Annotated in this window: 21 protein-coding genes, 1 tRNA gene and 1 riboswitch; of the genes, 13 read left to right on the top strand and 9 right to left on the bottom strand. The window is 66.4% G+C overall.

Annotated elements, in window-relative coordinates; all coding sequences use genetic code 11:
- Positions 1-19 precede the first annotated feature (19 nt).
- The 5 genes from BLV92_RS04565 to glyA form a co-directional block, all read right to left on the bottom strand.
- Positions 20-820, bottom strand: a complete 801-nt coding sequence (locus BLV92_RS04565) for a PilW family protein (protein ID WP_090542648.1) — start codon at positions 818-820, stop codon at positions 20-22.
- Positions 817-1,233, bottom strand: a complete 417-nt coding sequence (locus BLV92_RS04560) for a type IV pilus modification PilV family protein (protein ID WP_143040644.1) — start codon at positions 1,231-1,233, stop codon at positions 817-819. Before BLV92_RS04560 ends, BLV92_RS04565 begins: the two co-directional genes overlap by 4 nt.
- Positions 1,230-1,793, bottom strand: coding sequence for a GspH/FimT family pseudopilin (locus tag BLV92_RS04555; protein ID WP_090542645.1), 564 nt, complete (start codon positions 1,791-1,793; stop codon positions 1,230-1,232). The genes BLV92_RS04560 and BLV92_RS04555 overlap by 4 nt, the downstream gene beginning before the upstream one ends.
- Positions 1,794-1,950: 157 nt before the next feature.
- Positions 1,951-2,442 (bottom strand): transcriptional regulator NrdR, encoded by a 492-nt coding sequence (nrdR, locus tag BLV92_RS04550; RefSeq protein ID WP_090542643.1) that lies wholly within the window; start codon positions 2,440-2,442, stop codon positions 1,951-1,953.
- 6 nt (positions 2,443-2,448) lie between these two features.
- Complete coding sequence (gene glyA / locus BLV92_RS04545; RefSeq protein WP_090542641.1) at positions 2,449-3,696, bottom strand: serine hydroxymethyltransferase; 1,248 nt, start codon at positions 3,694-3,696, stop codon at positions 2,449-2,451.
- 173 nt (positions 3,697-3,869) lie between these two features.
- A riboswitch (ZMP/ZTP riboswitch) is annotated at positions 3,870-3,973 on the bottom strand.
- Positions 3,974-4,218: 245 nt separating this feature from the next.
- Here glyA and ydfG point away from each other — a divergent pair.
- The 11 genes from ydfG to BLV92_RS04490 all read left to right on the top strand — a co-directional run bounded on the left by ydfG (position 4,219) and on the right by BLV92_RS04490 (position 12,945).
- Complete coding sequence (ydfG, locus tag BLV92_RS04540; RefSeq protein ID WP_090542639.1) at positions 4,219-4,965, top strand: bifunctional NADP-dependent 3-hydroxy acid dehydrogenase/3-hydroxypropionate dehydrogenase YdfG; 747 nt, start codon at positions 4,219-4,221, stop codon at positions 4,963-4,965.
- Between the two features lie 90 nt (positions 4,966-5,055).
- A complete protein-coding gene (ybgC, locus tag BLV92_RS04535; protein WP_090542638.1) occupies positions 5,056-5,562 on the top strand; it encodes a tol-pal system-associated acyl-CoA thioesterase in 507 nt (168 codons plus the stop codon).
- Positions 5,563-5,716: 154 nt separating this feature from the next.
- Positions 5,717-6,394, top strand: a complete 678-nt coding sequence (tolQ, locus tag BLV92_RS04530; RefSeq protein ID WP_090542636.1) for a protein TolQ — start codon at positions 5,717-5,719, stop codon at positions 6,392-6,394.
- Positions 6,395-6,412: 18 nt separating this feature from the next.
- On the top strand, positions 6,413-6,859 hold the full coding sequence (gene tolR / locus BLV92_RS04525) for a protein TolR (RefSeq protein ID WP_090542634.1): 447 nt from the start codon (positions 6,413-6,415) through the stop codon (positions 6,857-6,859).
- Positions 6,856-7,881 (top strand): cell envelope integrity protein TolA, encoded by a 1,026-nt coding sequence (gene tolA / locus BLV92_RS04520; RefSeq protein ID WP_090542632.1) that lies wholly within the window; start codon positions 6,856-6,858, stop codon positions 7,879-7,881. Before tolR ends, tolA begins: the two co-directional genes overlap by 4 nt.
- Positions 7,882-8,005: 124 nt before the next feature.
- A complete protein-coding gene (tolB, locus tag BLV92_RS04515) occupies positions 8,006-9,298 on the top strand; it encodes a Tol-Pal system beta propeller repeat protein TolB (protein ID WP_090542630.1) in 1,293 nt (430 codons plus the stop codon).
- An 18-nt stretch (positions 9,299-9,316) separates the two neighbouring features.
- Positions 9,317-9,826 carry a peptidoglycan-associated lipoprotein Pal gene (gene pal / locus BLV92_RS04510; protein WP_090542628.1) on the top strand — a complete coding sequence of 170 codons (510 nt, stop codon included), beginning with the start codon at positions 9,317-9,319 and terminating at the stop codon, positions 9,824-9,826.
- A gap of 24 nt (positions 9,827-9,850) precedes the next feature.
- Entirely contained in the window at positions 9,851-10,600 is a 750-nt protein-coding gene (gene ybgF, locus BLV92_RS04505) for a tol-pal system protein YbgF (RefSeq protein WP_090542626.1), read from the top strand.
- Positions 10,601-10,779: 179 nt separating this feature from the next.
- Positions 10,780-10,855 (top strand) — tRNA-Lys (locus tag BLV92_RS04500).
- Between the two features lie 640 nt (positions 10,856-11,495).
- Positions 11,496-12,368, top strand: coding sequence for a DUF72 domain-containing protein (locus BLV92_RS04495; protein WP_090542624.1), 873 nt, complete (start codon positions 11,496-11,498; stop codon positions 12,366-12,368).
- A gap of 115 nt (positions 12,369-12,483) precedes the next feature.
- Entirely contained in the window at positions 12,484-12,945 is a 462-nt protein-coding gene (locus BLV92_RS04490) for a BspC domain-containing protein (protein ID WP_090542622.1), read from the top strand.
- Positions 12,946-13,063: 118 nt separating this feature from the next.
- Here BLV92_RS04490 and BLV92_RS04485 read toward each other — a convergent pair whose 3' ends face one another.
- The 3 genes from BLV92_RS04485 to BLV92_RS04475 all read right to left on the bottom strand — a co-directional run bounded on the left by BLV92_RS04485 (position 13,064) and on the right by BLV92_RS04475 (position 14,920).
- Positions 13,064-13,645: a YceI family protein gene (locus tag BLV92_RS04485; protein WP_090542621.1), complete on the bottom strand. Its 582-nt coding sequence runs from the start codon at positions 13,643-13,645 to the stop codon at positions 13,064-13,066.
- Positions 13,646-13,699: 54 nt separating this feature from the next.
- On the bottom strand, positions 13,700-14,275 hold the full coding sequence (locus BLV92_RS04480) for a YceI family protein (RefSeq protein ID WP_090542619.1): 576 nt from the start codon (positions 14,273-14,275) through the stop codon (positions 13,700-13,702).
- A gap of 81 nt (positions 14,276-14,356) precedes the next feature.
- The gene (locus BLV92_RS04475; protein WP_090542617.1) at positions 14,357-14,920 is read right to left on the bottom strand and encodes a cytochrome b; all 564 of its coding nucleotides are present in this window, start codon (positions 14,918-14,920) and stop codon (positions 14,357-14,359) included.
- 103 nt (positions 14,921-15,023) lie between these two features.
- Between BLV92_RS04475 and BLV92_RS04470 the strand changes: the two genes are divergently transcribed.
- Positions 15,024-15,941: a LysR family transcriptional regulator gene (locus tag BLV92_RS04470; RefSeq protein WP_090542615.1), complete on the top strand. Its 918-nt coding sequence runs from the start codon at positions 15,024-15,026 to the stop codon at positions 15,939-15,941.
- 473 nt (positions 15,942-16,414) lie between these two features.
- Positions 16,415-17,227, top strand: a complete 813-nt coding sequence (locus tag BLV92_RS04465) for a mechanosensitive ion channel family protein (protein WP_090542614.1) — start codon at positions 16,415-16,417, stop codon at positions 17,225-17,227.
- A 113-nt stretch (positions 17,228-17,340) separates the two neighbouring features.
- On the opposite strand, the gene BLV92_RS04460 is transcribed toward BLV92_RS04465, so the two are convergent.
- On the bottom strand, positions 17,341-18,042 hold the full coding sequence (locus BLV92_RS04460) for a DedA family protein (RefSeq protein ID WP_090542612.1): 702 nt from the start codon (positions 18,040-18,042) through the stop codon (positions 17,341-17,343).
- Between the last annotated feature and the right edge of the window lie 30 nt (positions 18,043-18,072).

Genomic DNA, 18,072 nt, shown 5'->3' with positions numbered 1-18,072 from the left:
AGCAAAGACCTTCGCTCAGTCATGGCTGCGCCCCCGGCCTGTTGCGAATCGCGACGTGCCGCCGGAACGCCCGCCTCGCGCGCCCGTCGTCGGCCGCCGACGACACGCCGTCGCAATCGACGTAACGAACGCGCCGGCCCAATGCCGCTCCACGTACGAGCACGCAAAGATCGACGGCCGCGACCATCGCCCATTGATCGGAAGTCAGCGCCGACGCATCGACTGCCTGTGCCGCGCCGTCGAGCCAGTATCGAAGCCGCAACCGTTCGACGCCTTCGACCAACGGCTGCGCCGTGCCTTCGTTGCCGGCGCCTTCGCAATACAGTTCCGGCTCGCCGGTCGACGCACCCGGCTTCGCGTAGAAGCGGTTCACGACGGTCGCGCCAGGCGGGCCGACCGCTTGCCCCAGGCAGTCCGTCACCTGTCCGGTCGCGGACAGCCACGTCGATTCGCCATCGCCGACATAACGGACCGCGATGCCGTCTGACCGGCTCGACAACGGCTCGCACGTGACGGTGTCGTGCGCGACGACCGGACGCCCGGACGTACAGCCGAACAGCGGCGCGGCGACAACGTCGTCGGTCGAATCGGCCGGCTCGAACCCCGCCATCTGGATCTGCTCGCCGATCAGCAGCAGCGCGTTCATGCCGGCATCATGGATGCGCGCGGCGTCGGCCGCATACGCAAATGCCGCGCGCTGCGAGCGGTACGCCGCAACCGTGCCGGCGACCACGACGATGCCGAGCGCCGCCGCGATCATCAATTCGAGCAACGTATGGCCGCGACTCGCGCGCACGGTAAGCGGACAGCGCGGCCTCATCGCGCGAACGTGAGCGATGCGCATTCGCGGCCCGGCGATGCCGGCGCACCAGCACACGGCTGCGGCGCGGCGGCAGATCCGTACGGCTTTGCGGGCCACGTCACTGTCGCGACCGACGCATCGATACCCGCCGACGCGATCGACACCGCACCGCCGGGTATCACGACCGAAGCACGCGTTCTCCACTGATCGCCAGCGCCAATACCCGAGCTTCCTTCAACAGCCGCCTCCGCCAGCGCATCGGCAATGAACACCGCCTGCGCACGAACCGCCGCCGTTTGCGCATGCCGCGACAGCGACAGTTGCGTCGCGATCAGCCCGACACCGCTGGCCGCCATGATGGCCACGGCTAGCGCGACTTCGAGAAGCGTCGATCCCCTCGCCTGCCCATGCGCTCGCAGCAGTTTCATCACGAAGCCTCGCACAGGCCGTCACTGATGCGCGCCCGCCCGCCGGATGCGATGCGAATGCAGCGCCGCCATCGCCCATCCTTCGCGGGAGCAACAGAGGAAGCACGAGGCGCGACCTCGAAATGCCGCAGCGTGCCGATCGCCTGTCCGGCGGGCGGCGTGAACGCGATGTTCGTCAACGGCGACGCCACGCCGATTTCATCCAGCCCGGACTGAATGCGCAGCGGCCGCCACGCGCCTTCGCTCCCCGCCATCACGGCCCAGCCGCACGACCAGTCGAGCAGCCCGGACGACGGGCACGCGGCACCCGCCGCAAGACAGTTGCGCTGTGCATCGATCCGGCAAACGATGATGCGCGTCTGACGCCGGATCGCCTCGCCGCGCGCGTACGCGAGCGTGCCGAGCAACGCGCCCGCGCGCGCGTCGATCTGGTCGCGCACGCGCCATGCAACGAACGTCGGCGTCGCGACGGTCGCGCACAGTGCGAGCAGCACCACGACGATCATCGATTCAATCAGCGTGACGCCGCTGCATCCACGCGACCACGGTCGAGGCGATTTCATCTGCAATCCTCATGTCGATTCGTTGCAGACAATCTAGCGATCGGAACGGGACGCGACAATCGGCCGAACGGCCAGCTATCGGCGCGTGCCGAGGCACGCAACAATGGTCGCGTGAAGAGAAGAACGGCGAGGAAGGAAAATGAATCTGCGCGAAAACTCAGCGCTTGCCGGTCGGCTTCGCGGGCGCGGCCGGGCCGGCCATGCGGCGGAATTCCTCGATCACGTCCTCGAATTCGGAGACGTCCTCGAAGCGCCGGTAGACGGATGCGAACCGCACGAACGCGACCTTGTCGAGTTCGCGCAGTTCGGCCATCACGAGTTCGCCGAGGCGCTCGCTGCGCACCTCGCGCTCGCCGCTGCCGAGCAGTTGATATTCGATGCGGGCGACCGCCTCGTCGATCGCGTCAGCCGAAACCGGGCGCTTGCGCAGCGCGAGTTTCATGCTGGCCGCGATCTTGCGGCGGTCGAATTCGGTGCGGCTGCCGTCCTTCTTGACCACGGCCGGCATCGCCAGCTCGACCCGCTCGTACGTCGTAAAACGCTTGTCGCAGGACGGACAGCGGCGACGGCGCCGGATCGCGGCGCCGTCCTCGGACACGCGGGAATCGACGACCTGCGTGTCCTCGTGCCGGCAGAAGGGGCAGCGCATGACGGATCAGCGATAGACCGGGAAGCGCTTCGTCAGCTCGGCGACCTGCGCGCGCACGCGCTCGATCGTCGCCGCGTCTTCCGGATTGTCGAGCACGTCGGCGATCAGGTTGCCGACCTGCTCGGCTTCCTTCACGCCGAAGCCGCGCGTCGTCATCGCCGGCGAGCCGAGGCGCACGCCGCTCGTCACGAACGGCTTTTCCGGATCGTTCGGGATCGCGTTCTTGTTCACCGTGATGTGCGCGGCGCCGAGCGCGGCTTCCGCAGCCTTGCCGGTGATCTTCTTGGCGCGCAGGTCGACCAGCATCACGTGGCTTTCGGTACGGCCGGACACGATGCGCAGGCCGCGCTTCACCAGCGTTTCCGCGAGCACGCGCGCGTTGTCGACGACGCGCTGCTGGTATTCCTTGAATTCCGGCGACAGCGCTTCCTTGAACGCAACGGCCTTGCCGGCGATCACGTGCATCAGCGGACCGCCCTGGATGCCCGGGAAGATCGCCGAGTTGATCGGCTTCTCGTACTCGGCCTTCATCAGGATCACGCCGCCGCGCGGGCCGCGCAGGCTCTTGTGCGTGGTCGTCGTCACGAAGTCCGCGTGCGGCACCGGGTTCGGGTAGACGCCCGCCGCGATGAGACCCGCGTAGTGCGCCATGTCGACCATCAGATACGCGCCGACGCTCTTCGCGATCTTCGCGAGGCGTTCGAAGTCGATGCGCAGCGCGAACGCCGACGCGCCCGCGACGATCAGCTTCGGCTTGTGTTCCTGCGCGAGCTTCTCGGCCGCTTCGTAGTCGATGTCTTCGGCTTCGTTCAGCCCGTAGCTGACGACGTTGAACCACTTGCCCGACATGTTGACCGGCGAGCCGTGCGTCAGGTGACCGCCGTGCGCGAGGCTCATCCCCATGATCGTGTCGCCCGGCTTCAGCATCGCGAAGAACACGCCCTGGTTCGCCTGCGAACCCGAGTTCGGCTGCACGTTCGCGGCTTCCGCGCCGAACAGCTGCTTCACGCGGTCGATCGCGAGCTGCTCGACGATGTCCACGTATTCGCAGCCGCCGTAGTAGCGCTTGCCCGGATAACCTTCGGCGTACTTGTTCGTGAGCTGCGAGCCCTGTGCGGCCATCACGGCCGGGCTCGTGTAGTTTTCCGACGCGATCAGTTCGATGTGCTCTTCCTGACGGCGGTTTTCGAGTTCGATCGCGCTCCACAGTTCGGGATCGACTTTGGCGATGGTGCTTTCGGCTCTGTCAAACATACGGATTCCGTTGAGTGTGTTCAGGTTGACCGGATTTCGCGCGAAACACGTAAGGCCACGCAAGGGATGCAGGGGATACGTGGCGCTGCTGGCGGAGAAGCCAGCCTTGACGTGGCGGAGGAAGGTGCCACGCGAGGCAGGACAGCCCGGCAGCGCGAACGACGCGCGCGGAATTCGGCTGCCCAGGCGAACGGCAAAACGGCACCCTGCGCTTCACGGTGGGTCGCTCCACCTTGGGCCTTTTGACGGGGCCTTATCGCCAGTCACGCAGGGATTGAGCGCGTTAGTGTATTGGAACCGCCCCGAATAGGCAACCGGCTGAACCCGCCGCCGCGCGGGGCCTCGGCGTCGCTCGCCGCCGCCGGTCACCGGCGCTCGGGCGCCGGTCCGGCCGCCTTGGCCGCCTTCGTCCCGCCGCGACTTCCGACGCCGTGAAGCCGACGCGGCACGTTCCTTGCCGCAGCGCCGCATTGGAAGTAGGCTTTGCCCTTTCTTCGCCTTCTACCGACCAGGGGAGCAGTCATGATCGTATTCGTCACCGGCGCGTCCGCAGGATTTGGCGCCGCCATCGCCAGAGCTTTCGTGAAGGGCGGCCACCGCGTCGTCGCCACCGCGCGCCGCAAGGACCGGCTCGACGCGCTCGCCGCCGAACTCGGCGACGCGCTGCTGCCGATCGAACTCGACGTGCGCGACCGCGCGGCCGTCGAAGCCGCGCCCGCAGCGCTGCCGGCCGATTTCGCCGCGATCGACGTGCTCGTCAACAATGCCGGCCTCGCGCTCGGCGTCGAACCCGCGCAGCGCGCGTCGCTCGACGAGTGGGAAACGATGATCGAGACCAACTGCACCGGGCTGGTGCAGGTCACCCACGCGTTCCTGCCCGGCATGGTCGACCGCAATCGGGGCCACATCTTCAATCTCGGCTCGATCGCCGGCCGCTGGCCGTATCCGGGCGGCAACGTGTACGGCGCGACGAAGGCGTTCGTCCGCCAGTTCAGCCTGAACCTGCGCGCGGACCTGGCCGGCACAGCGGTCCGCGTGACCGACATCGAGCCGGGCCTGTGCGGCGGCACCGAATTCTCGAACGTGCGCTTCCGCGGCGACGACGCGAAGGCCTCGGCCGTCTACAAGGACGTGCAGCCGCTCACCGCCGAGGACATCGCCGATTCGATCTACTGGATCGCGACGCGTCCCGCGCACGTGAACATCAACACGATCGAGCTGATGCCCGTCGCGCAGTCGTTTGCGGGCCTCAGCGTGCACCGGGGCTGACCGGGTTCGCGGCGCTCACTCCCGCTCCCGGCCCGCCCGTGGCCGGATTCCGTCGGACGAAGCGGTTGGGCGCGGGTGCGTTCCGGTAGAATGCGCGGCATGGAAACATCCGCCCGCCCTCCGGAAGCCGCGCAGTCCGGCGCCGATCACGGTTTCATCTGGCCGATCCGCGTGTATTACGAGGACACCGACGCCGGCGGCATCGTCTTCTACGCGAACTACCTGAAGTTCTTCGAGCGCGCGCGAACCGAATGGCTGCGCGCCTGCGGCGTCGATCAGCACCGGCTCGCCGCCGAGTCCGGCGCGCTGTTCGTCGTGCGGAGCACGGCGCTCGACTACCGGGCGCCCGCGCGCCTCGACGATCTGCTGACGATCGTCAGCCGGATCGAGCGGCTCGGCCGCGCGTCCGTCGATTTCATGCAGGAAGCGTGGCGCGGCGACACGCTGCTCGCGACGGGCAGCATCCGCGTCGCGTGTGTCGAGCAGACTGCGATGCGTCCGGCGCCGATTCCCGGCCACGTGCACGACGCGTTGCGGCGCGGCCCGGATAACCGACCGCAGAAACACCCGGCTGTCGTGTCAACGGCAAGCCGGTAATTACCGTTGATACGACGCCAGTGAACTCGGGACGGGCAAACCAGGACCAAGCAGGGTTCGGCCGCACGGGCGCCGAAGCCCGCGCACCACGCGCGGGCGGCATCGCTCCGTATCGCGGCCGCACGTCCGTTCCGGGACGCCACAACGAACATCTATGAACACTACACAAGATCTGTCGATCATCTCACTCGTTCTTAATGCGAGCCTGCTGGCCCAGGCAGTGATGGGGCTTCTCCTGCTGCTGTCGGTGATTTCCTGGACGTTCATCTTCCGCAAGTGGTTTGCGATCCGCCGCGCCCGCTCGCAGACCGAACGCTTCGAACGCGATTTCTGGTCTGGCGGCGACCTGCAGGCGCTGTATCAGAGCGCCGCGAACAACCGCCATACGATCGGCGCGCTGGAACGGATCTTCGAGTCCGGCATGCGCGAGTTCCTGAAGGCGAAGGAAAAACGCCTGAACGACCCGGCCGCGGTGCTCGACGGCGCCCGCCGCGCGATGCGCGCCGCGTTCCAGCGCGAGATGGACGCGCTCGAAGCGAACCTGGCGTTCCTCGCGTCGGTCGGCTCGGTGAGCCCGTACATCGGTCTGTTCGGCACGGTGTGGGGCATCATGAACGCGTTCCGCGGCCTCGCGAACGTGCAGCAGGCGACGCTCGCGAACGTCGCGCCGGGCATCGCCGAGGCGCTGACGGCCACCGCGATCGGCCTGTTCGCCGCGATTCCGGCGGTCGTCGCGTACAACAGCTACGCGCACGACATCGACCGCCTCGCGATCCGCTTCGAAACCTTCATCGAAGAATTTTCGAACATCCTGCAACGTCAGGCCCATTAAGCCAGCAAGGAGTCGACGATGGGTTCCTCCGTTCGTTCGAGCATGCGGGGCGGCCGCTCCCGCCGTTCGATGGCCGACATCAACGTCGTGCCGTACATCGACGTGATGCTGGTGCTGCTCGTCATCTTCATGGTGACCGCGCCGCTCGTCGCGCCGTCGATCGTCAACCTGCCGACCGTCGGCGGCGCGTCGCAGCAGCAGCAGACGCCGCCCGTCGTGGTCAACATCCGCCCGGACGGCAAACTGAGCGTACGCTACAAGGACGACGCCGGCGCCACCCAGCAGGAAGACATGACGCGGGCCGACCTGAACGGCTTCGTGTCCGACCGCCAGCAGAGCCATCCCGACCAGCCGGTCGTGATCGCCGCCGATAAGGCGGTCAAGTACGAAACCGTGATGAACGTGATGTCCGACCTGAAGGCCCATGGCGTGAAGCGCGTTGGACTGCTCGTCAAATCGCAATGACCCGGAAGAATCCCCGCTCGCCGCTTCAGCCTCCGCGTGAGCGCGGCACGTGGCGTGCTTTCGCGCTTGCGCTGGTGATGCACGTGCTGCTCGGCCTGTTCCTGTACCACGGCATCCAGTGGCAGAACAGCACGCCGGAGGGCGCGGAAGCCGAACTGTGGACCGACGTGCCGGACCTGTCGACGCCGCGCCCGGTGCCGCCGCCCGCGCCGGTCGCCCCTGCCCCGCCTCCGCCGGTGCAGGACGAGGACGCCGACATCGCGCTGCAGCAGCAGAAGCGCCGTCAGGAAGAGGCGGCGCGCGCGGCGCAGCTCGCGGAGCAGCAACGCTTAAAGCTGCAGCAGCAACAGGAAGCGGAAGCGAAGCGCCAGCAGCAGCTCGCGGCGCAGCAGGCCGCCGACCTCGCCGCGCAGAAGGCGGCGAAGGCCAAACAGCAGCAGGAACAGCAGGCGGCCGAAAGGCAGAAGCAGCAGCAACTGGCCGACCAGAAGAAACAGCAGCAGTTGCAGCAACAGAAGGAAGAACAGGAAAAGCAGGCGCAACTGGACGCGCAGAAGAAGGCTGACGCGCAAAAGGCGGCGAAGGCAAAGGCGCAGGCTGACGCGAAGGCGCAGGCCGACGCGCAGGCGAAGAAGGTCGATCAGGAGCGTCGCGCGCGCATCGCGCAGATGCAGGGCCTCGCCGGCGGCGGCACCAGCGCGGGCGGCGACGGGCTCGGCAAGAGCGGCACCGGCAGCGGCGCGGGCGGCAACGCGGCGTCGGCCGGCTACGCGGAAAAGGTGCAGCGGCGCGTGCGGCCAAATATCATCTGGGCCGGCGAGACGCAGGGCCTCGAAACGGTTGTGTCGGTACGCTGTGCTCCGACGGGCACGCTGCTGTCGGCGACGATCGTGCGCGGCAGCGGCAATGCGCAGTGGGACGATGCGGCGCTGCGCGCGGTGCAGCGCTCGGATCCGATGCCGCTCGATACGAACGGCAAGACGCCGGCAACTTTTACAATCACGCTGCGCCCTGCGGGCTGAGGGCGGCGAGGGGCCTTTGAAGTCAAGCGCACAGCAGATCGGACGCGGAACGAATGACACGTTTGCCGGTCTGTCTGCTGTTGCATGGTTGTCACAAATTCGCTTTTTCAGGAAACATCACAGCATGAGTCTGATGACGAAGCTTGGCCTGCGCACCCTTGTCGCGTCGTGCCTGATCGCGGCCGGCACTGCGGCGCACGCGCAACTCAACGTCCTCGTGACCGGGGTCGGCTCCACCCAGTTTCCGATCGCCACCGCGACCTTCGCGAACGAAGCCAGCTCGCCGCAGCAGATCAGCGCGATCGTCCGCGCGGACCTGCAGCGCAGCGGCAAGTTCACCAATATCGACGCGGGCAGCACGCCGGTCGCGGAAACCGATTCGGTCGATCTCGGCAGCTGGAAGGCCAAAGGCGCGAACGCGTTCGTCGCGGGCAGCGTGAACCGCCTCGCGAACGGCCAGTACGAAGTGCGCTTCAAGCTGTACGACACCGTGAAGCAGGAAAGCCTCGGCGGCCTCGTGCTGGTGAGCCCGCCGAGCGGCCTGCGGATGAGCGCGCACAAGGTCGCGGACTACATCTATCAGAAGCTGATCGGCGACCGCGGCGTGTTCGCGACGCGCCTGTCATACGTGATCCGCACCGGCGGCCGCTACCAGTTGCAGATTTCGGATTCCGACGGACAGGATGCGCATATCGCGCTGTCGAGCCCGGAGCCGATCATCTCGCCGGCGTGGTCGCCGGACGGGACCAAGGTCGCTTACGTATCGTTCGAGAAGCGCAAGCCGATCGTCTACGTGCACGACCTGCCGACCGGCCGCCGCGTGATCGTGTCCGACCAGAAGGGCAACAACAGCGCACCCGCGTGGTCGCCGGACGGCCGCACGCTCGCGGTCGCGCTGTCGCGCACGGGCAACACGCAGATCTTCGCGGTCAACGCGGACGGCTCGGGGCTGCGCCGTCTGTCGCAGGGCACGACGATCGACACCGAACCCACCTACTCTCCTGACGGCCAGTGGATCTACTTCACGAGCGATCGCGGCGGCCAGCCGCAGATCTACCGGATGCCGGCCCAGGGCGAAAGCTCTGGCTCCGCGCAGCGCGTGACGTTCAGCGGCAGCTACAACACGAGTGCGCGCGTAAGCCCGGACGGCAAGCAGCTCGCGTACATCTCAAGAACGGGCGGCGGTTTTAAGTTGTACATTCAGGATCTGCAATCCGGGACGGCGACCGCGCTCACCGACACAACACATGACGAATCGCCGAGCTTCGCGGCGAATGGTCAATACGTTCTTTACGCCACTCAGGTGAACGGCCGTGGCGTGCTGGCTGCTGTGTCGACCGACGGTCGCACGCGGCAGATCCTGTCCGTTCAGGGCGGCGTCGTTCGCGAGCCGTCCTGGGGCCCTTTCATGCAATAACACTTCAGGAGAGAAAAAATGATGTCCAATAAAGCCCGCTTGGCCTTGGCAGTCTTGATGATCGGCGCGCTGGCCGCGTGCAAGTCGGGGGTGAAGACCGACCAGAACGCGACGCAAGGCGCGCTCGGCACGCAGCCGAACCCGAACGCCGTTGCGCAGGTGACCGTCGATCCGCTGAACGATCCGAACAGCCCGCTCGCGAAGCGCAGCGTGTACTTCGACTTCGACAGCTACTCGGTGAAGGACGAGTACCAGTCGGTGCTGCAAGCTCACGCGCAATATCTGAAGACGCATCCGGAACGCCACGTCCTGATCCAGGGCAACACCGACGAGCGCGGCACGAGCGAATACAACCTCGCGCTGGGCCAACGCCGTGCTGAAGCCGTGCGTCGTTCGCTCGCGCTGATGGGCGTCGCCGACTCGCAAATGGAAGCGGTCAGCCTCGGCAAGGAAAAGCCGGTTGCGCTCGGCCACGACGAAGAGTCGTGGGCGCAGAACCGCCGTGCGGATCTCGTCTATCAACAGTAATCGACGTATCGGATGAAGGGGCGTATGTCGCACCGTTTCTCCTGGCTGCGGGTGGCCGCAGCCGCTTCCGTGGCCGGCGCCGCCTTCGCGGCGATGCCGGCCCACGCGGGTCTCTTCGACGACGATCAGGCGCGCCAGGCGATCCTCGATCTGCGCGCGAAGACGGATAACCTGACGAGTCAGATGTCCGCCGCCCAGCGCACGATCCTCGACCAGTCCAACCGTATCGACCAGTTGAACCAGCAGGTCGCGACGCTGCGTGGTCAGAACGAGGACATGGCGAACCAGCTGGCGACGCTGCAGAAGCAGCAGAAGGACTACTACACGGATCTGGACACTCGGCTCAAGAAGTTCGAGCCGCAGCAACAGACCGTGGACGGCGTGCAGGGCACGGTCCAGCCGGGCGAAACGGAGGCGTTCAACGCCGCTTCGCAGCAGTTCCGCAGCGGCGACTTCAAGGGTGCGGCGGCGGCGTTCCGCAGCTTCATCACGAAGTATCCGGATAGCCCGTATCAGCCGACCGCGCAGTACTGGCTCGGCAACGCGCTGTACGCGCAGAAGGACTACAAGGGTTCGACGGCGACGTGGCAGAACGTGGTCAAGAGTTATCCGCAGCATCCGCGCGCGCCGGAAGCGTTGTTCGCGATCGCGAACAACCAGCTCGAACAAGGGCAGAAGGCGCAGGCGAAACGCACGCTCGAACAGCTTGTCGCGCAGTACGGCGGTTCGGATGTTGCTCAAGCGGCGCAGAGCAAGCTGTCGCAACTTAAATAAGCGGCTCGGCTCGCGTCGCGGCTGCTCGGCCTGGCAGGTTTTGCGCGATGCGAGCTTGCCGGCCAGCGAATGCACGGCTCTTGCATCAAAGGCCCGGCACACGGCGTGTGCCGGGCCTTTTCTCGCTTCCGCGCTTTCTTGACAGGCCATTCGGCCGTCGCTATAATCCCGCTTCTTTTGGGTCGTTAGCTCAGCTGGTAGAGCAGCGGACTTTTAATCCGTTGGTCACTGGTTCGAATCCAGTACGGCCTACCAAAAAGATTCAGACATTGAAGCCCGGTCGTAGCGACTGGGCTTTTTGTTTTCCGGCGACGGGTGGTGTGGGGTGTGCCACGATTCATGGCGACCGGACCGGACGACATCGCCCGCAAGAAAGAAAAAAAGCCGATTCTCTCGAACCGGCTCACATCCCTCACTGCGCCTCACTGCAAACATCCGCACTGGTCGTTCGGAGCGTGCGCCGGTCCCGTAAAAACCGGCACACGCGTTGCAACAACAGTGACGCTGCTTGTGGCAGCCGACGAACTGTACTCTCCCTGCCTCGATACGCGCACCGCTAACCGGCGTCGCGTTGACTCAAGCTAAAAGACCCAGGCCAAAACGCGCCGACGCGCGCCTTCGTTCCTTCGCGCAACCGGCGGCTGATATTCGTCGCGCCCACTCTTCCGTCAATCAACGCCTCGCCCCGCGAGCTGCCGGCGCGACTGAACCGCACGAATCAGCGCGAGCCAGGCAGACCCGCCGCTTTCGCGTCATCGCCGCACGCGCCGCAGTACGATCGACCGAATTCGCCGCGCTTCCCGCCCATGCGCACCACCCGCGACACGCGCACGGCACACCGCTTGCTAACCGTCGCCATCTGCCCGATCCCGCCGCTCCTGACTCGCCCCCTACCATGACGATCCGCATCGGCATCTCCGGCTGGCGCTACGAAGGATGGCGCGGCGTGTTCTACCCGCCGGATCTCGCGCAGTCGCTCGAGCTTGCATTCGCGTCGCGCGCGGTGTCGAGCATCGAGATCAACGGCACCCACTACTCGCTTCAGACGACCACCAGCTTCCGCGCGTGGCACGACGCGACGCCCGACGACTTCGTCTTCAGCGTAAAAGGTCCGCGCTACCTGACGCACATGCTGCGCTTTCGCGACGACACCGCACGGCCCGCGGTCGCGAACTTCTTCGCATCCGGCGTGCTCGCGCTCGGCACGAAACTCGGCCCGTTCCTGTGGCAGTTTCCGCCGACGTTCCGCTTCGATCCGGAGCGGCTCGAACGCTTCGCCGCGCTGCTGCCGGCCGACACGCAGACGGCGGCCGCGCTCGCAAAACAGCACGATGCGCGCGTGAAGCAGCCGTGGTTCGACGTGCACGACAATCGCAAGCTGCGTCACGCGATCGAGATCCGCCATGCGAGCTTCTGCGTCCCCGAGTTCATCGCGATCCTGCGCCGGCATCGGATCGCGTTCGTGATCTCGGATGCGGTCGCGGACTGGCCGTATGCGGAGGACGTGACCGCGGACTTCGTGTATCTGCGGCTGCACGGCACCGAGACGCTATACGGCGGCGCGTATTCCGACCCGGCGCTCGACCGCTGGGCCGCGCGCATCGACGCGTGGTCGTCGGGCGGCCAGCCGGACGACGCGGTGCTGATTTCGACCGCGAAGGCGCCCGCGCGCAAGCGCCGCGACGTGTTCTGCTATTTCGACAACGATCAGAAAGTGAAAGCGCCTTTCGACGCACAGCGGCTCGCGAACCGGTTGACCTCGCGCTAAGACGCATCGGTGCCTGCGTAATCCTTGTGCATTTGTGCATCGCATGACGCCGCCAGGTATACTCGCTCGCTTTCCGCTGTTCTCCCCGCTCCGCTTCTACGGGGCGCACTCACCGATGAAGGCAACCACGTTCGTCTGCGCGTTCCTCGCGCTCTTCTGGATCAGCCTGCGCGTGCACGCGCAACTGCAACCGGCGCCGCAGGAAAACTACGAATATCTGAGCCGTCTGCGCGTACCCGATACGGTCGTCAACTGCGTTGCGGCGCTCGATCAGTGGGTGCACCGGACGTCGCGCTACGACTCGCTGCTCGTGCCGGACCGGCGCGTGCTGAACGCGCGCATCGAGCGCCCGGACGACGGTGCGGACTCGACGCCGGTGCCGTCGTCGTCGGCATCGGTATCGGGATCGGCCGGCGCATCCGCGACGCCGCTCGACTCGCTGATCAGCATGCGCGGCTTCGCGAAGGTGCGCGGCAAGTATCTGTGGGTGCCGGTGAAGGCGACGTGCAGCGTGTGGCATCAACAGATCGTCGACGTCGCGCTGGAACCGCGCGTCATAGGCCAATCCGTGCGCTGATCCGCACGCGCCGCGCAGGTCCGCCAAACGAAAAGCCCGCACGCTCGAACCGGGCCATGCGGGCTTTTTCTCATCCGGCCGCCGCGCCCGTCGTCGGCGCGGCGTCGGCTTCGGGCGCTCAGTCGGCCTTCACGCCTTCGACCTGGATCTGCAGCGTCGTCGCCATCTTGAAGCCATACGTCTTGCCGTAGTCCACGCCGAAATCCGCGCGGTCGAATTCACCCTTCGCGTCCGCGCCGCACACTTCGCGCTTCAGCATCGGGTTCTGGAAGCACTTGAACGAGTCGATCTTCAGGTTCAGCGGCTTCGTCACGCCATGCAGCGTGAACGAACCGATCACTTCGACGGGCTTGTCGCCTTCGAAGCGGATCGACGTGCTCTTGTAGGTCGCCGTCGGGTACTTCGCGGCATCGAGCAGTTCCGGCGACTGCACGTGCTTGTCGAGCGCCGCGTTGCCGGTGTCGATCGACGACGCGTCGATCGTCACGTCGACAGTGCCGGTCTTCGCCGCGCGGTCGAGCACGACGGTGCCGCTCGACTTCGTGAACTTGCCGCGCCACACGGACACGCCGCCGAAGTGGTCGGTCTCGAAGCTCGGGTACGTGTGCGTCGGGTCGAGGTTGTACGTGACCGGCGCGGCGAACGCGGGCGTGACAAGGGCGGCGGCCAGCGCGGCCGCGGCGAAAACGGTGGTCTTCATGTGTTAGAGGGTCCTGTTATTGAAGCAACGTGTGTGCGTTGATGCGTGAGGGAGTCACCGCGCGGCGGTGACGATGTGAAACTTGATCTGCACGTCGTCGGCGACGACCGACGTGTCCTTCCATTCGCCGGTGCCGATGCCGTATGCAAGCCGCTTGATCGGCAGCGTGCCGTCGAACACCTGGTTCGCGCCGTCCTTGTGGTACTGCACCGGCACGACGACGTCGGTCGTCTTGCCCTTGATCGTCAGCTTGCCGGCGACCGAATACGTGCCGTTCGCGCCTGGCTTGATCTGCGACGACACGAACGTCGCGTGCGGGAAATGCGCGGTATCGAACCACTCGTCGCCGGCGACTTCCTTGTTGTAGTCGGGCGAGCCGATGTCGAAGCTCGCGACGTCGACGTCGAGCTTCGCGCTCGACGTACCGACGTTCGCCGGGTCGAAATGCACGTCGGCCGCGAACTTGTTGAAGTGCCCTTCGACCGGCACGTTCATCTGCTTGAAGACGGCGGTCACGGCGTTCTTCGCGGGATCGGCGGCGGCGTTCGCGTCGATGCAGAACGCCGCGGCGGCGGCGAGCGTCGCGCCGAGCGCGACAACGGAAGCGGTGCTAACGAAACGTCGGTTCATGTCGGGTCACCGGAATCGGATGATTGAAACGGGTAAAGGAGCGAATGGATGGATCGAACGGCGCCGGGCGTCAGTCGTGCATCAATCGCGCGGCGTGCCGAACGGCAGCATCCGCGCGAGAATGCGCTGCCGGTCGAGCCACTGGTGCTTGACGACCGCGAGCAGGTGCGCGGCGACCATCGCAAGCAATGCGTAATTCAGCGTCACGTGCACGGTGCGCAGCACGGCCTTCAATGCGTTGTCCGGGCCGATCAGCACCGGCAGCGGCCAGATGCCGAGATACACGACCTGGATGCCGGCCGCCGAACTATACAGGTAGCCCGTGACGGGTATCGCGACCATCAGCAGATACAGCGCAGCGTGGCCCGCGTGCGCGGCGAGCCGCTCCCACGCGTGCATCGACGCGGGCAGCGGCGGCGCGGCGTGGGTCGCGCGCCAGACGATCCGCACGAGCACCAGCGCGAGCACGGTCACGCCGATCCACTTGTGCCACGAAAAGTAGCGCAGCTTGGTCGGCGTGATGCCCGGAATGTCGGTCATCACCCAGCCGAGCGCGAAGCCCCAGACGATCAGCGCGGCGATCAGCCAGTGCAGCAGCATCGCGATGCCCGTATAGCGGCGGGCGGCCCGTGCGGCGAGGTTCATCGGACGAAACATTCCAGGATAAGAAAGGGGCCACTTTAACCGGCCGGATATATTCAAACAATCGTCTAGAATGGATCGTTACCATCCATTTTTTGGATACCACATGGATCGCTCGCCGAGTCTCGAACAGTTGCGCGCGCTGATCGCCGTCGCCGAAACCGGCAGTTTCTCGGCCGCCGCGCGGCAACTCGACCGCGCGCAGTCGGTCGTCAGCTATACGATCGCGAATCTGGAGACGATGCTCGGCGTCGCGCTGTTCGAGCGCGGCAGGCGCAAGCCGGAACTGACGCCGGCGGGCCGCGCGATCCTCGCGGACGCGCGCCGCCTCGACCTGCTGATGGGCCAGTTGAGCGCAAAGGCGCTCGGCCTGCAACGCGGGCTCGAAGGCGAGGTGTCGGTCGCGGTGGACGTGATGTTCCCGTCGCAGCGGCTCGTCGAAGCGTTGCAGGCGTTCGCGCTCGCGTTCCCGACCGTCGCGCTGAACCTCACGATGGAGGCGCTCGGCGGCGTGCTGAAGCTGGTGCTCGACGGCGACTGCGCGTTCGGCATCAGCGGGCCGAACCACAACTGGCCGCACGTGATCGAGGCGGAGTCGATCGCCACCGTCGAACTGATGCTGGTCGCGGCGCCCGGTCATCCGCTCGCGAGGCCGGGGCCGCCGATACCGATCTCCGAGGCGCGCGAGCATACGCAGCTCGTGCTCGCGGACCGCAGCCGGCTCACCGAAGGGCAGACGTTCGGCGTGTACAGCAACCGCACGTGGAAGCTCGGCGACCTCGGCGCGAAACATCGGCTGCTGCTCGCGGGGTTAGGCTGGGGGTCGATGCCGCGGCATCTGGTCGAAGCGGACTTGCAGGCAGGCCGGCTCGTGTCGATCGCGCTGTCGGACCGGCGCTCGGTGAACTACAACGTGTCGCTGATCCACCGCACCGACGCGGCGATCGGACCGGCGAGCCGCTGGCTGAGCCGCTATCTGTCGAACGGGAAACCGCCGGGCGAGCCGTTGCCCGATGCGCGGTGAGTTCGTGCGGGTCGTGATGCCATATGCCCGACGCGACGGCATCGTGCCTAACCCCCATCGAACCAACGACGCGCTTTCAACCGAACCATCAGCCAACCAGCGCGTAGTCGTAACTGTCGCGACAGCCGCGACTGCACACGCTCGTCTCTCCGCGCCGCGACAACGAACGTCGAGCGCCGCCCCCCACATCGACAGAATGCTTCACCGCATTCACCCGTGACTTGAGCGCCCCGCCTCGCTCGAATCGAACCGGAGCAATGCAGCCCGCATATCCCGCACACCGCGACCGCCGCCGGCCGGGAACGCCGCTTGCGACGGCCCGCGCCGTCGGCTATAACTCTCGTGGGGGAAAAACCAGCGGGCGGTCCGCCGCGACGCCCGCGCTGCGCGCCTCATCCACGCGTCCTGTCTGCCCGTCCCGCCGGTCACGCCGTATGGCTTCCACGAATCTCACCGACTGAAACGAGGGCATCTTGGACTTCGACACCATCCGCGTATTCGTGATGACCCGGGGCATCGACTTCGGGACCAAAGTGCTGGCGGCGATCGTGCTGTGGATCGTCGGGCGCTGGGCGATCAACCTGATCGCCGGGTTGCTGCGGCGGATGCTCGGGCGCAACCAGCGCATCGATCCCACGCTCGCGCATTACCTCGGCTCGATCCTGAGCGGCGTGCTGAACCTGCTGCTGGTCCTTGCGATCCTGCAGGTGTTCGGCGTGCAGACGACGTCGTTCGCCGCGTTGCTCGCCGGTCTCGGCCTCGCGGTCGGCACTGCGTGGGGCGGCCTGCTCGCGCACTTCGCGGCCGGCGTGTTCATGCAGGTGCTGCGGCCGTTCAAGGTCGGCGACTTCGTGACCGCGGGCGGCGTGACCGGCACCGTGCATGAACTCGGCATCTTCGGCACGACGATCGTCACGCCGGACAACGTAATCAACATCATCGGCAACAACAAGGTCTTCTCGGACACGATCACGAACTTCAGCGTGCTGCCGGTGCGGCGCGTCGAACTGACCGCGAAGATCGCGAACGGCGTCGATCCGGTCGACGCGGCGAACCGGCTGCGCGCGGCGATCGCGAAGATCCCGAATGTCGTGCAGGAGCCGCCGCCGAACGTCGAACTGCTGTCGTTCACGCCGGAAGGCCCGCTGCTGTGCGTGCGCCCGTACACGAGCAACGACAACTACTGGCAGGTGTATTTCGACACGAACCGCGCGATCGTCGAGACATTCCGCGAGGCCGGCTACCCGACGCCGGAGACGCCGACGCTCGTGCGCCGCACCGCATAACGCCGCGCCCGCCGCGTCGATCCGCTCGCATCCGTTCACGCAAGAAAAAACGGCATCGCTGTCATCGCGATGCCGTTTTCATATGCGCCTCTCCGAGCGAGATGCGCGAGATGTCAGGGCCGGGGGCTGCCGTTCGGCGGCCGCACCGCGCCGCGCTGCGCGTCGCGGTTCCGGCGCAGCATCTTCCACACCCCGCCGATCACGACCGGCACGACCGCCGCGCCGATGCCGACCAGCACGATCACGTTCAGGTACTGGCGGATGAACGGAATGTTGCCGAAGAAATAACCGAGCAGCACGAGCAACAGCACCCACAGCAGCGCGCCGGCGATGTTGAAGAGCTGGAAGCGCCGCATGCTCATCTGCGAGATGCCGGCGACGAACGGCGCGAACGTGCGCACGACCGGGATGAAACGCGCGAGCACGATCGTCTTGCCGCCGTGGCGCGTGTAGAAATCGTGCGTCTTTTGCAGGGCGGCGCGGTCGAGGAACCGTTCGAGTCCGCGAATGCGCGTGTTGAACACCGCCGGCCCGATCGCGCGGCCAATCAGATAGTTGAGCGTGTTGCCGGTGACCGCCGCGATCACGAGCAGCGCGATCAGCAGGCCGAGGTCCATCTCGTGCGTCGCCGCGAACGCGCCGCCGATGAACAGCAGCGAGTCGCCGGGCAGGAACGGCAGGACCACGAGCCCGGTCTCGCAGAACACGATCAGGAACAGCACCGCGTACACCCACGCGCCGTACAGATGGATGAAGTCGCCGAGGAACTTGTCGATGTGCAGGACAAGGTTCACGAAATGCAGCAGCGTGTCCAAATAGATTCCTTGTAGGGCGGGCGCGGCGGC

Source organism: Paraburkholderia caballeronis, from assembly GCF_900104845.1.
Lineage (GTDB): Bacteria > Pseudomonadota > Gammaproteobacteria > Burkholderiales > Burkholderiaceae > Paraburkholderia > Paraburkholderia caballeronis.
This window is presented reverse-complemented; position numbering and strand designations above follow the sequence as displayed.

Excerpts from the sequence above, each read along its gene's own strand:
- BLV92_RS04565 (WP_090542648.1), bottom strand. The coding sequence starts at position 820 with ATGAGGCCGCGCTGTCCGCTTACCGTGCGCGCGAGTCGCGGCCATACG.
- BLV92_RS04555 (WP_090542645.1), bottom strand. The coding sequence starts at position 1,793 with ATGAAATCGCCTCGACCGTGGTCGCGTGGATGCAGCGGCGTCACGCTG.
- nrdR (WP_090542643.1), bottom strand. The coding sequence starts at position 2,442 with ATGCGCTGCCCCTTCTGCCGGCACGAGGACACGCAGGTCGTCGATTCC.
- glyA (WP_090542641.1), bottom strand. The coding sequence starts at position 3,696 with ATGTTTGACAGAGCCGAAAGCACCATCGCCAAAGTCGATCCCGAACTG.
- ydfG (WP_090542639.1), top strand. The coding sequence starts at position 4,219 with ATGATCGTATTCGTCACCGGCGCGTCCGCAGGATTTGGCGCCGCCATC.
- ybgC (WP_090542638.1), top strand. The coding sequence starts at position 5,056 with ATGCGCGGCATGGAAACATCCGCCCGCCCTCCGGAAGCCGCGCAGTCC.
- tolQ (WP_090542636.1), top strand. The coding sequence starts at position 5,717 with ATGAACACTACACAAGATCTGTCGATCATCTCACTCGTTCTTAATGCG.
- tolR (WP_090542634.1), top strand. The coding sequence starts at position 6,413 with ATGGGTTCCTCCGTTCGTTCGAGCATGCGGGGCGGCCGCTCCCGCCGT.
- tolA (WP_090542632.1), top strand. The coding sequence starts at position 6,856 with ATGACCCGGAAGAATCCCCGCTCGCCGCTTCAGCCTCCGCGTGAGCGC.
- tolB (WP_090542630.1), top strand. The coding sequence starts at position 8,006 with ATGAGTCTGATGACGAAGCTTGGCCTGCGCACCCTTGTCGCGTCGTGC.
- pal (WP_090542628.1), top strand. The coding sequence starts at position 9,317 with ATGATGTCCAATAAAGCCCGCTTGGCCTTGGCAGTCTTGATGATCGGC.
- ybgF (WP_090542626.1), top strand. The coding sequence starts at position 9,851 with ATGTCGCACCGTTTCTCCTGGCTGCGGGTGGCCGCAGCCGCTTCCGTG.
- BLV92_RS04495 (WP_090542624.1), top strand. The coding sequence starts at position 11,496 with ATGACGATCCGCATCGGCATCTCCGGCTGGCGCTACGAAGGATGGCGC.
- BLV92_RS04490 (WP_090542622.1), top strand. The coding sequence starts at position 12,484 with ATGAAGGCAACCACGTTCGTCTGCGCGTTCCTCGCGCTCTTCTGGATC.
- BLV92_RS04485 (WP_090542621.1), bottom strand. The coding sequence starts at position 13,645 with ATGAAGACCACCGTTTTCGCCGCGGCCGCGCTGGCCGCCGCCCTTGTC.
- BLV92_RS04480 (WP_090542619.1), bottom strand. The coding sequence starts at position 14,275 with ATGAACCGACGTTTCGTTAGCACCGCTTCCGTTGTCGCGCTCGGCGCG.
- BLV92_RS04475 (WP_090542617.1), bottom strand. The coding sequence starts at position 14,920 with ATGAACCTCGCCGCACGGGCCGCCCGCCGCTATACGGGCATCGCGATG.
- BLV92_RS04470 (WP_090542615.1), top strand. The coding sequence starts at position 15,024 with ATGGATCGCTCGCCGAGTCTCGAACAGTTGCGCGCGCTGATCGCCGTC.